The organism is Mycobacterium sherrisii (assembly GCF_002102355.1).
GTDB lineage: Bacteria > Actinomycetota > Actinomycetes > Mycobacteriales > Mycobacteriaceae > Mycobacterium > Mycobacterium sherrisii.
Genome location: NZ_LQPT01000099.1, coordinates 82,095 through 93,780 on the forward strand (window position 1 = coordinate 82,095; position 11,686 = coordinate 93,780).

The 11,686-nt window shown below is 67.2% G+C and carries 12 protein-coding genes; 5 read left to right on the forward strand and 7 right to left on the reverse strand.

The features are described 5' to 3' along the window. The first annotated feature begins 73 nt into the window (after positions 1-73). Positions 74-919 carry a class I SAM-dependent methyltransferase gene (locus AWC25_RS20345; RefSeq protein ID WP_069399549.1) on the forward strand — a complete coding sequence of 282 codons (846 nt, stop codon included), beginning with the start codon at positions 74-76 and terminating at the stop codon, positions 917-919. On the opposite strand, the gene AWC25_RS20350 is transcribed toward AWC25_RS20345, so the two are convergent. Further along, on the reverse strand, positions 916-1,290 hold the full coding sequence (locus AWC25_RS20350) for a MerR family transcriptional regulator (RefSeq protein WP_372513466.1): 375 nt from the start codon (positions 1,288-1,290) through the stop codon (positions 916-918). The genes AWC25_RS20345 and AWC25_RS20350 overlap by 4 nt on opposite strands. A 60-nt stretch (positions 1,291-1,350) precedes the next feature. Here AWC25_RS20350 and AWC25_RS20355 point away from each other — a divergent pair, with 60 nt between their 5' ends. Next, a complete protein-coding gene (locus AWC25_RS20355) occupies positions 1,351-1,791 on the forward strand; it encodes a PPOX class F420-dependent oxidoreductase (RefSeq protein WP_069399513.1) in 441 nt (146 codons plus the stop codon). A 120-nt stretch (positions 1,792-1,911) separates the two neighbouring features. On the opposite strand, the gene dnaE is transcribed toward AWC25_RS20355, so the two are convergent. The 4 genes from dnaE to AWC25_RS20375 all read right to left on the reverse strand — a co-directional run bounded on the left by dnaE (position 1,912) and on the right by AWC25_RS20375 (position 7,953). Beyond that, on the reverse strand, positions 1,912-5,463 hold the full coding sequence (gene dnaE / locus AWC25_RS20360) for a DNA polymerase III subunit alpha (RefSeq protein ID WP_085167354.1): 3,552 nt from the start codon (positions 5,461-5,463) through the stop codon (positions 1,912-1,914). 65 nt (positions 5,464-5,528) lie between these two features. After that, on the reverse strand, positions 5,529-5,960 hold the full coding sequence (locus AWC25_RS20365; protein ID WP_069399515.1) for a type II toxin-antitoxin system Rv0910 family toxin: 432 nt from the start codon (positions 5,958-5,960) through the stop codon (positions 5,529-5,531). 168 nt (positions 5,961-6,128) lie between these two features. After that, positions 6,129-6,932: an SDR family NAD(P)-dependent oxidoreductase gene (locus AWC25_RS20370; RefSeq protein WP_069399516.1), complete on the reverse strand. Its 804-nt coding sequence runs from the start codon at positions 6,930-6,932 to the stop codon at positions 6,129-6,131. Between the two features lie 4 nt (positions 6,933-6,936). Continuing rightward, on the reverse strand, positions 6,937-7,953 hold the full coding sequence (locus tag AWC25_RS20375) for an SDR family NAD(P)-dependent oxidoreductase (RefSeq protein ID WP_085167355.1): 1,017 nt from the start codon (positions 7,951-7,953) through the stop codon (positions 6,937-6,939). Positions 7,954-8,175: 222 nt separating this feature from the next. Here AWC25_RS20375 and AWC25_RS20380 point away from each other — a divergent pair, with 222 nt between their 5' ends. The 3 genes from AWC25_RS20380 (at position 8,176) to AWC25_RS20390 (ending at position 10,050) form a co-directional block, all read left to right on the forward strand. Then, the gene (locus tag AWC25_RS20380; protein WP_069399518.1) at positions 8,176-8,586 is read left to right on the forward strand and encodes a group I truncated hemoglobin; all 411 of its coding nucleotides are present in this window, start codon (positions 8,176-8,178) and stop codon (positions 8,584-8,586) included. 67 nt (positions 8,587-8,653) lie between these two features. Beyond that, positions 8,654-9,274, forward strand: coding sequence for an MliC family protein (locus tag AWC25_RS20385; protein ID WP_069399519.1), 621 nt, complete (start codon positions 8,654-8,656; stop codon positions 9,272-9,274). A 17-nt stretch (positions 9,275-9,291) separates the two neighbouring features. Continuing rightward, positions 9,292-10,050, forward strand: a complete 759-nt coding sequence (locus tag AWC25_RS20390; RefSeq protein ID WP_069399520.1) for a class I SAM-dependent methyltransferase — start codon at positions 9,292-9,294, stop codon at positions 10,048-10,050. A 4-nt stretch (positions 10,051-10,054) separates the two neighbouring features. Here the strand turns inward: AWC25_RS20390 and AWC25_RS20395 are convergent, their stop codons facing one another. Both AWC25_RS20395 and lspA read right to left on the reverse strand, forming a co-directional pair. Further along, on the reverse strand, positions 10,055-10,978 hold the full coding sequence (locus AWC25_RS20395) for an RluA family pseudouridine synthase (RefSeq protein WP_069399521.1): 924 nt from the start codon (positions 10,976-10,978) through the stop codon (positions 10,055-10,057). Then, positions 10,975-11,613, reverse strand: coding sequence for a signal peptidase II (lspA, locus tag AWC25_RS20400; RefSeq protein WP_142278962.1), 639 nt, complete (start codon positions 11,611-11,613; stop codon positions 10,975-10,977). Before lspA ends, AWC25_RS20395 begins: the two co-directional genes overlap by 4 nt. Between the last annotated feature and the right edge of the window lie 73 nt (positions 11,614-11,686).

Consider the following 11,686-nt stretch of genomic DNA (forward strand, 5'->3'; position numbering starts at 1 on the left):
CGCTCGAAGCACATTTTGGGATTTCGCGGGGTAGCGCCTGCCCGCGCGGGTGCCCGCCGAGTACGTTCGGATCATGCGGTCCCGACCCCGTACCGGCGCGCACGACCTGACGCCGCTCGAGGAGACCGCATTGCTGACCCAATACGCCCGGGCACTGGACAGCAGCTGGCCCCGGCCGATTCTCGGCGACACCCTCGCCGCAAAAATCGTCGAGCGAATCGACTATGACTTTGCTGGGCTGGGCATTCCCGCGAGCGTGGTGTGCCAGACGGCGCTGCGCGCCAAGATGCTCGACGAGCGGGTGCGGGCCTTTACGGCCGAGCACCCGGACGCCGTCGTCGTCGACCTCGGTGGCGGGCTCGACTCCGGTCCGTTCCGGGTGGGCCCGCCCGACACCGTCGACTGGTACAGCATCGACCTGCCGGGGGTCAGCGCGTTACGTGCGCAACTGCTGCCGACCAGCCCGCGCGCCCACGTGTTGACCGCGTCGGTGGCCGATCAATCCTGGCCCAACTCCATACCCACCGATAGGCCGGCCATGGTGATCGCCGACGGGTTGTTCGCGTTCCTGTCCGAGCCGGTGCTGATCGCGTTGTTTCGGCGCATCACGACGTACTTCGGCTCCGGGCAGTTGGCGTTCAACGACTATGGCCGGATCGGCCGGATCAGCCGGCTTGCGGTCAAGTTGGCGCCGCAGCGGATGTTCAGCAGCGTCGGCGCGCAATGGGGCTATCCGGGGTTCGAGGATCCCCGGCTGCCCGAGAAGTGGAATCCGGCGCTCACACTCGTCGAGGAGGCGAGTCTGGCCCACCAGCCGGAGGTCGAGCTATTTCCGGGCTGGATTCGGTTCGCCACCAGGATCTCAGGCATGTTCGAAGTCTCCGCGCGCAAGGCGCGAATCTTGCGCTACCAGTTCTAGGCGGAATGGATGCCACACGTGCAGGCGTCGATCGACGGGCAGGTGCAGTTCATGCCCCACTCGATGACGGCCCTGGCCCGGGCTAGCGCCGCCATTTGCGCGTCGATCTCGGCGAGTTTGGCCTCGGCCAGTGCGCGGCTGGCCGGACGGCCGGGGGCGTCGTCGGCGAACAGCAGCTGGATTTCGTCCAGCGCGAAGCCCGCGGATTTGCACAGCCGGATGACCTCGAGGCGGGCCAGGACCGCGTCGCCGTAGCGGCGCTGGCCGCCTTGCCGCGTGGGCTGCGGTAACAGGCCGATCTGCTCGTAGTAGCGCAGTGTGGTCGCGGCGACGCCGGATTCGCGAGCCACCTCGCCAATGGTCAGCGACACTCGGACCTCCCGGCAACTCATGCTTGACTTAGAGTCAACTCTAAGTTCTGTACTGGCAGCATGCATACCCTTCAGCACCTCAGCACCGCCCGCTACGCCTCGCTGCGGTCGTTTCGCCGCGACGGCACACCCGTGGACACCCCCATCTGGTTCGCCATGGATGGCGACGCCCTGGTATTCCGCACGAAGGCGGGACCCAAGACCAAGCGGCTAACCGGCCGGCCCGAGGTGGAACTGGTGGCCTGCGATTACCGCGGCCGGGTCCACGACGGGGCGCCGACGCTGACCGGACGCGCGACGCTGTTGTCGGGCGAGGAAGCCGAACGGGCCAATCGGTTGCTGCACCAGCGCTACGGCTGGCAGTGGAACATCGTGCCGCTGCTCAAGATTCCGGGAGTGACCAATGTGCACCGCGACCTGCCGCTGCGGGAAAAGCTGCGGCGGGCCCGATCGCGCGGCCTGTGGGACGACAGCGTCATCGTTCGGGTAGATCTCGGCTGACAGTGTGCAGCCACGGTTTTGCGTGTGCAGCCACGGCGACGACACGCCGGGCCACGCCGCCGCAGCCGCACAGTGAAAGCCGTCAATGCACACACGAAGACGCGGCGAGCCGGTCCGCGGCTAGCTACCCAAACAGCCCGGACCCAGCAGCTCTTTCAGGTCGCCCATCAATGCCGGCGACGGCGTCACGCACAGCGACTGGTCCAATTCCAGCGTCGTGATCCGGTCGCCGCTGATCAACCGCAGATGAACGTGTGAGGTGCCCGGATGCCGCGCCAGCACCTGCTTGAGCGCGCTCACCTTGTCGATGGTGCACTGCCGCGTGGGCAGGCTCACCGCCAGCGGCCGATTCGGTTGGGCGTTGGAAAAGTCGGGCACCACAAGCTCGTTGGCGATCAGCGAGATGCGGTCGTCACGAATCGCCACCTTCGCGTTGATCAGCACCACCGCGTCGTCGGCGATGTCGGCACCGTACGCGGAGTACGCGTGCGGGAAGAACATCACCTCGATGCCACCGGTGAGGTCTTCCAATTGCGCTGACGCCCAAGGCATTCCGTTCTTGTTGACCCTGCGATTCACCGAGGCCAGGATGCCGCCGACCCGCACCTGGGTGTCGTTGGGCACATCGCCGTCGAGGATGGCCGGGATCTGGGTGTCGACCTGGGCGGCCAGCAGGTGTGCCACGCCGTTGAGCGGATGCCCGGACACGTAGAGCCCCAGCATCTCCCGCTCCAGGGCAAGCTTGTGTTTGTCTTCCCACTCGTCGTCGGGAACCTTGATGGTGAACACCGAATCGGTGCCATCGATCCCGTCATTTCCGCCGCCGAACAGATCGAATTGGCCGATCGCTTCGGCCTTTTTGGTGCCCAGCACCGAATCGACCGCGTCGGTGTGGACCAGGAACAGGCCCTTGCGGGCGTGCCCCAGCGAATCGAAAGCGCCCGCCTTGATCAGCGACTCGGTGACCTTCTTGTTGCAGGCCGAGATGTCGATCTTGTTCAGGTAGTCCGAGAAGTCGGTGAATTTGCTTTTCTCGGTGCGGGTCTTGATCAGCGAGGCCACCACGTTAGCGCCCACGTTGCGCACCGCACCCAGTCCGAAGCGGATGTCCTTGCCGACCGAAGCGAAGTTGACCAGCGACTCATTGACATCCGGCGGCAGCACGGTGATGCCGAGCTTGCGGCAGTCGGCCAGGTACACCGCGGCCTTGTCCTTGTCGTCACCCACCGAGGTCAACAGGCCCGCCATGTACTCGGCCGGGTAGTTCGCCTTGAGGTAGGCCGTCCAGTACGACACCAACCCATACCCTGCGGCGTGCGATTTGTTGAACGCATACCCGGCGAACGGGAGGATGGTGTCCCACAACGCTTTCACCGCTTTTTCGGAGAAGCCGTTGGCGGTCATGCCCTCGTAGAAGCCCTTGTACTCGGCTTCGAGCACCTCGAGCTTCTTCTTGCCCATCGCCTTGCGCAGCGCGTCGGCCTTACCCATCGTGTAGGAAGCGACCTTCTGGGCGATGAACATGATCTGCTCTTGGTAGACGATCAACCCGTACGTCTCGGCGAGGATTTCGCGCAGCGGTTCCTCGAGCTCGGGGTGGATCGGCTTGATCGCTTGCCGGCCGTTCTTACGGTCCGCGTAGTCGTTGTGGGCGTTCATACCCATCGGTCCCGGCCGGTACAACGCCAGCACCGCCACGATGTCGTTGAATTCGGTGGGCTGCATCCGGCGCAGCAGATCGCGCATCGGCCCGCCGTCGAGCTGGAACACCCCCAGGGTGTCGCCGCGCCCCAGCAGCTCATAGGTCGGCTTGTCGTCCAGCGGCACCGACTCGAGGTCGAGGTCGATGCCCCGGTTGGCTTTGATGTTGTCCAGCGCGTCGCCGATGATCGTCAGGTTGCGCAGGCCCAGGAAGTCCATCTTCAGCAGGCCGATGGCCTCACACGACGGGTAATCCCAGCCGGTGATGATGGCCCCGTCCTGCGGCCGCTTCCACAGCGGGATCGCCTCGGTCAGCGGTTCGCTGCTCATGATCACCGCGCACGCGTGCACGCCGGCGTTGCGGATCAACCCCTCCAGGCCGCGCGCCGTCTGGTAGATGGTGCGCACATCGGGGTCGGTCTCGATCAAGCCGCGAACTTCCGCGGCCTCCTTGTACCGCTCGTGGCTGGGATCGGTGATCCCCGACAGCGGAATGTCCTTGGCCATGATCGGCGGCGGCAGCGCCTTGGTGATGCGATCGGCGATCGCGAAGCCCGGCTGCCCGTAATGAATACGTGCCGAATCCTTCAGCGCCGCTTTGGTTTTGATGGTGCCGAAGGTAATGACCTGGGCGACGCGGTCGTGGCCCCACTTCTCGGCGGCGTACCGCACCATCTCACCGCGCCGACGGTCGTCGAAGTCGATATCGATATCGGGCGCCGACGGGCGTTCGGGGTTGAGGAACCGCTCGAACAGCAAACCGTGCGGAATCGGGTCGATATTGGTGATGCCCAGCGCGTAGGCCACCAGCGAGCCCGCCGCCGATCCACGCCCCGGTCCGACCCGGATGTCGACCGAGCGGGCGTAGCTAATCAGGTCGGCGACGATCAGGAAGTACGACGGGAAACCCTTGTCGCAGATCACCTTGATCTCGTAGGAGGCCCGATCGATGTAGTCCTGGCCGACGCCGTCGGGGAACCGGCGCCGCAACCCCGCCATTACCTCGTGATGCAGCCAGCTGGCCTGGTCGTGCCCATCGGGCACCGGGAAGATCGGCATCCGGTCGCGGGGGGTCCACACTTCGTCGTAGGACTGCACCCGCTCGGCGATCAACAACGTGGAGTCGCACGCGCCGGGAACCGTGTCGTCCCAGATCTGGCGCATCTCCGCGGCCGACTTCAGGTAGTAGCCGTCGCCGTCGAACTTGAACCGGTTCGGGTCCGACAGCGTCTTGCCGGTCTGCACGCACAGCAGCGCCTCGTGGTTGTGCGCGGCGTCGCGAGTGACGTAGTGGCAGTCGTTGGTGGCCAGCGGCCGGATGCCGAGCTTCCGGCCGATCTCGAGCAGACCCTCGCGGACCCGTTGCTCGATCGACAGCCCGTGATCCATCAGCTCGAGGAAGTAATTGTCCGGCCCGAAGATCTCGCGCCACTTGGCCGCCGACTCCAGCGCCTCACGGTCGTGCCCCAACCGCAGCCGGGTCTGCACTTCCCCGGAAGGGCAGCCGGTGGTGGCGATGATGCCCTCGGCGTGTTCGGCCACCAGCTCGGCGTCCATCCGGGACCACTTGCCCAGCTGCCCCTCGAAGGAGGCCCGCGAGGTCAACTTGAACAGGTTGCGCAGCCCGGTGGCGTTCTCGGCCACCATCGTCAGGTGGGTGTAGGACCCGCTGCCCGAGACGTCGTCGGACTTCTGGCTCGGGTCGCCCCATAAGACCCGCCGGGTGTCGAAGCGGGACCCGGGCGCGATGTACGCCTCGACACCGATGATCGGTTTGATCCCCGCCTTGGTCGCCGCGTTGTAGAACTCGCTGGCGCCGAACATGTTTCCGTGGTCGGTCATCCCGACCGCGGGCATCTGCAGCCGCTGGACCTCGGCCAGCATCGGCGTGATCTTCGCGGCACCATCAAGCATCGAATACTCGGTGTGGTTATGCAGGTGCACAAAGGACCGCGAAGATGAACCGCTCATAGGGACGCCAGTCTATGACCGACCACCGACACTTCATCGGCGTGTCGCGCAAGTGTGTCTGGGTTTTATCCGTACAGCTCGACGAAGTTCTTCAGCGACTTCTCGACGTCGCCCTTGACGGCACGCGCCGCCGCCGATCCGACCGGCCCGAACAGCGGCCGGCCGCCCAATTCAAGCCGCAGCCCGAGGGTCGAGCCCACCTCGGTGGGCCGCACCGTGAGGGTGACGCCGTATTTGGTCCCGCCCTTGCCTGAACCCGCCATCACCACCCGGTGCGGCGGGTCCCAGACGGTCACCGTCCAGGTGACCCGGTTGCGCATGCCCTTGGCGCGGGCCACACCGACGATCTGGGTGCCTTCGGTGATCTCGTCGGGCAGTTCGCTGCGCCACCCCTCGTGCATGGTCAGCCAGTCGCCCAGGTCCGACAGATCGGCGACGTGGTCCCACATGTCCTGCGGGGTCATCGGGACGTCCAGGGTCAAATCCACAGCGGCCATCCCGCAAACCTAGCCCGTGACCGGTGTGCGCTCACGGTTTTCGGTGTGCGCTCACGGTTTTCGGTGTGCGCCCACGGTGGCGTGGCTCCGGCGTGTCGCCGCCGCAGACGCACACCCGAGGCCGCAGACGCACACTCGACGCCGCAGACGCACGGCGAGCCGCGAAAGTCAGTGGCTGGGGCCGCCGCGGAACCGGTTACCGATGCGGATCGCCGGCAGTAGCAGGCTGCGCGGGGTGTACCGGCCGCCGTTGCTGACCACCTTGGGCACCACACCGGGGACGACGGTGCGCTTGCCGGTCAGCATCCCGTCGATGGCGGCCTCGGCGACGTCCGCCGGCGACACCTGCGCCAACGGCACGCTGAACCGCTTGGCGTTGGCGATCTCGGCCCACTCGGTGGGCACCGGTCCGGGACACAGCGCCGTCACCGACACCCCGGTCCCGTGCAGCTCCTCGTGCACGGCTTCGGAAAACGTCTGCACAAAGGCCTTGGTCGCCGAATACACCGCCATGTAGGGCAGCGGCTGAAACGCGGCGATCGAGGCGATGTTCAGCACCGCTCCGGCGCCGCGCTCGACCATGCCGCCCAGCGCCGCGTGGGTGAGCTCCATCAACGCCAGGGCGTTAAGCGTGACCTCTTCACTTTCGCGTTCCAGCGGCAGCTCGCGGAACACCCCGCTGGTGCCGAATCCGGCGCTATTGCACAGCCCGGCAATCGATTCGGTGCGCAGCCGGTCGGCCAGCTTCGCGCGGGCCTTGGCGTCGCTGAGGTCCAGCGGCAGCACCTCGACGGCGACCGAGAATTCCTCGCCCAGCTGGCCCGCTAGCTCGTCGAGGCGCTCGCGCCGCCGCGCCACCAACAACAGCGGAAAACCCCGCCGGGCCAGGCCGCGGGCCAGCTCGGCGCCGATACCGGAGGACGCCCCGGTGATGACGACGGTGGACTGGTTTGCGGGTTTCGGGAGGCTCATCGCGTCACCAGTGAATTCCGCGGGTCGCTTGCACGAAGGTCTCGCTTCGCCGATCGAATTTGGTTGTGTCGTCAGGGTGTTCGCCGCCCTTGGCGGCGTGGGAATCGTCGAACATGCCGAACGCCCGGTTCCGCAGGCGGTCCATCACGGCGGGGTTGACGGCGTCGGCGACGGCGGCGAATTGGCCGAGCGGTGAGCTGGCCCGCCGCGGTCGGTGCACGATCGCGTCGCTGATCACCCCGGCCGCCTGGTCGGGGGTGAGCGCGGGGAACTTGTCGTACATCGTCGTCGGGCTGATCATCGGGGTCCGCACCAGCGCCATGTGCACCGTGGTGAACTTGATGTCGTCGTTGACCACCTCGGCCTGCAGCGCGTCGCACAGGCTGTCCAGCGCGGCCTTGCTGGCGATGTAGGCGCCGAACCGCGGTGCGCGGGTTTGCACACCGACGGACGAGACGTTGATGATCTGTCCGAACCCGCGCTCGCGCATCCCGGGAATGAATTTCAGGATGAGCTGCACGGCGCCCAGGTAGTTCAGCTGCATGGTGCGCTGGTAGTCGTGGATCCGGTCGTAGGACAGCTCCAACGAGCGGCGGATCGAGCGGCCCGCGTTGTTGATCAGAATGTCCACTCCGCCAAGTTCGTTGAGCACCTTGTCGGCCATGGCGGCGATGGCGTCCATGTCCGAGAGGTCGCACGGGTAGACGTGGGCGATGCCACCCTCGTCGCGAATCTCGTCGGCGACCCGCTCGAGGTTTTCCGCGGTGCGGGCCACCAGCGCGACTTCGCCGCCGGCTTCGACAATCTTCTTCGCCGCGGCCTCCCCGATCCCGGACGAGCCGCCGGTGATCAGGATGGTCTTGCCGGCGACGGCGTCGTCGAGAGTGCGGCCCTGCACCGCGTCGAGCAGATTCCGCAGATAGAACGGCCGATATCGTCCGGCGGAGTTGGGAGTGTTGATGATGTTGGAGACCACCGCGAATGGCTTTTCCACCAAGTTCGTTAAGTCGCCCAAGTTCATCGGTTGCTGCTCCTGACGGTCGACGGCGTGACGTGGGTCATACAGTCAACCTAGGGCATCCGCGGGCGGCGCCGACGCATTATTTCCGTCCAGCCCGGCCGATCGGCCTCACGTCCCGGGAAAAGACCCGGCGATCCGCCGGCAACCCGCTTGTTACCCCGGGCAATCCAGCTGTGATCGCCGACTAACTGATGGGCAACGCCGGGGTGGTCGGATCGACAGATGAAACTGTTGGCACACTTCCGCAAACCGGAGCCGACCACGATCTACCACCGGATCGGTGGGCACGAGGCGCTCGAAGTCGTCGTCGAGGACTTCTACGCCCGGGTGCTTGCCGACGAACAGCTGGCTGGCTTCTTCACCGGAACGAACATGAACCGGCTCAAGGGCAAACAGGTCGAATTCTTCGCCGCCGCCCTCGGCGGCCCGGAGCCTTACACGGGCGCCCCGATGAAGCAAGTCCATCAGGGCCGCGGCATCACCATGCACCACTTCAATCTGGTGGCCGCCCACCTGTCCGAGGCGCTCAAGGCCGCCGGGGTTCCGACGGGCACGGTGACCGACATCATCAGCGCCATCGCGCCGTTGGCCCCCGAGATCGCCTCCGGCGACACCAACACCGCCCCGGTCTGATCGATCTTTTCGGTGCCCGTGGGCGTGTCGCGCCCGCCGGATCGGGATGCGCCGGTAGTCAGCAGGTATGAGGCCGATAGCAGTCCTGGCCGCGGCGCTGGCCGTCGCCGCGTGTAGTTCCACCACCAGCCGGCCGGCGGCCAGTTCCAGCGCGCCGACGGTGACCAGCGCGCCCCCGGCGGCCGTCGATTGCGGCAACCCTGCCAATTCCGTCCAACGGCTGGTCTGCAGCGACCCGCTGCTCACCGATCTCGATCACCGGCTGCAGGCCGCCTATCAGCAGGCCCTGGCCCGCGCCGGCGCGGATGCCGCGGCCCTGGGCAGTGCGCAGGCCGGGTGGGCGGCCGCTCGAGATGGCTGCGCGGGCAACGCCGACGTGCCCACCTGTGTGCGGGAGGCCTACCAGACCCGGCTGGTGCAGCTGGCCATCGCCGACCCCACCACCGTGACTCCGCCCGTCGTCAACTACCGCTGCCCGGCCGACCTGGGGCCGCTGACCGCGCAGTTCTACAACGAACTGGACCCGACGACCGCGGTGCTGGATTGGAAAGGCGCCCAACAGATCCTGTTTCTGCTGCCGTCGGGCAGCGGTGCGCGGTACGGCCGGCAAGGCTCGGAGTACTGGGAGCACCAGGGCGAAGTGACACTCGATCTCAACGGCACCAAGTTCGTCTGTTCCACCTCGTGACGCCCGACAATGCTCGGATGGGCCGCACGTTCGAAGATCTGGTCGCCGAAGCCGAGTCGGTTTCCGTCGACGGGTGGGACTTTTCCTGGCTGGACGGGCGCGCTACCGAACAGCGACCGTCATGGGGCTACCAAGCACTGATACGCCGGCGCTACGCGACCGTGTCGGCCGCGCTGGACGTGCACACCGGCGGCGGGGAGGTGTTGGCCGGCGCGGCGCCCTTCCCGCCGACCATGGCCGCCGTCGAAACCTGGCCTCCCAACGCGGCATTGGCCACCGAGCGGCTGCATCCCCTGGGCGTGGTCGTGGTGGCCACCGAGCCCGATGCACCGCTGCCGTTCGCCGACGCAGCCTTCGACCTGGTGACCAGCCGACACCCCCACACGGTGCCGTGGTCGGAGATTGCGCGGGTGCTGCGCCCCGGCGGCACCTACCTCGCCCAACACATCGGGCCCGCCACGGTCGGCGAGCTGACCGAATTTTTCGTCGGCCCGCAACCGCAGGCGTGGGCGCGCCGGCATCCGGACACCGAACGCGCCGAGGCGCAGGCGGCTGGCCTGCAGGTGCTGGACATGCGGCTGGAGAAGCTGCGCGCGGAATTCTTCGACATCGGCGCGGTCATTTACTTTCTGCGCAAGGTGATCTGGACGGTGCCCGACTTTTCGGTGCAGCGCTACCGCGATCGGCTGCACGAGTTGCACAACCGGATCCAGACGCACGGCCCCTTCGTCGCCCACCCGACCCGGGTGCTGGTCGAGGCCCGCAAGCCCGGCTGAATCATTACTCGTCGCGCAGCACGGCCAACGCGTGTTGTAGGTCCGACGGGTACGGGCTGACGAACTCCACCCACCGACCGTCGGCCGGATGGGCGAACGCCAGCGACCGGGCATGCAACCATTGCCGTTGCAGCCCAAGCTTTTTCGCAAGCTTGGGGTCGGCGCCGTAGACAAGGTCGCCGCAGCAGGGGTGGTGCAGCGCCGCGAAATGCACCCGAATCTGATGGGTGCGGCCGGTTTCCAGGTGCACGTCGAGCAGGCTGGCCGCGACGTGCGCCTCGACGGTGTCGTAGTGGGTGATGCTGTGCCGGCCGTTCTGGGTGACGGCGAACTTCCACTCGCCGCCGCGGTGCCGGCCGATCGGGGCGTCGATGGTTCCGCTGGACGGGTCCGGGTGTCCTTGCACCAGCGCGTGATAACGCTTGTCGACGGAACGCTGTTTGAACGCCCGCTTGAGCACGGTGTATGCCCGCTCGGACAGCGCGACCACCATCACCCCGGAGGTGCCCACGTCGAGGCGATGCACGATGCCCTGCCGCTCGTGCACACCCGAGGTGGTGATCCGGTAGCCCGCGGCGGCCAGCCCGCCGAGCACCGTCGGCCCGGTCCACCCCATGGACGCGTGCGCGGCTACCGCGGCCGGCTTGTCGACCACGACGATGTCGTCATCGGAGTACAGGATCGTCATGCCCTCGATGTCGACCGGGGTGTTCTCCGGCGGCGGCGGCGCCTCGGGCAACCGCACCTCCAGCCACGCGCCGGAGGTCAGCCGGTCGGACTTGCCGGCGGGCACACCGTCGAGTTCGACGCCGCCGTCTTCGGCGATGGCGGCCACCGCGCTGCGGGACAGGCCGAGCAGACGAGACAGCCCGGCGTCAACACGCATGCCCGCCAACCCTTCCGGAACGGACATCGAGCGGTTGGTCATCGGTCGCGGTCGGCCTGGTCCTGGTGCTCGCGCACCTCGGTCTTACGCCGTCCCACCGAGTCGAAGTCGAACCCGAACACCGAGAGCACGACGAGCAGAATGGCCCCACCGACCACCGAAGGATCGGCGACGTTGAACACCGGCCACCAGCCGATCGAGAGGAAGTCCACGACGTGGCCGCGCAGCGGGCCGGGCGCGCGGAAGAAACGGTCGACCAGGTTGCCCATCGCGCCGCCGAGGATCATCCCGAGGCCCACGGCCCACCAGGGCGACACCAGCCGTCGGCCCATCCAGAAGATGCCGATCACCACGCCGGTGGCGATCAGCGTCAACACCCAGGTGTATCCGGTGGCCATCGAGAACGCGGCCCCGGAATTGCGCACCAGCGTCCAGGTCACCGTGTCGCCGATGATCGACACCGGCTGCCCCGGCGGCAGCAGCCGCACCGCCAGCACCTTGGTCGCGACGTCGAGCGCCAGCACCACCGCCGCCACGGCGAGCAGCAACCGCAACCGCCGCGGCGGCGACTGCGGCGCGCCGGAGTCGGTGGCGTCGGGTGTTGTCACGCCCGGGGACGGCACGGTCTCCCCAGCTGGCGTCACCGGCTCCGCCGATCGGGTTGGTTCTTCGGGCACCCCCCCATCATCCCCTAACCGCGGCCCAGGTTGGGTGCGGCCTCACCGCCGCGGCGGATGGGGAATGATTTGG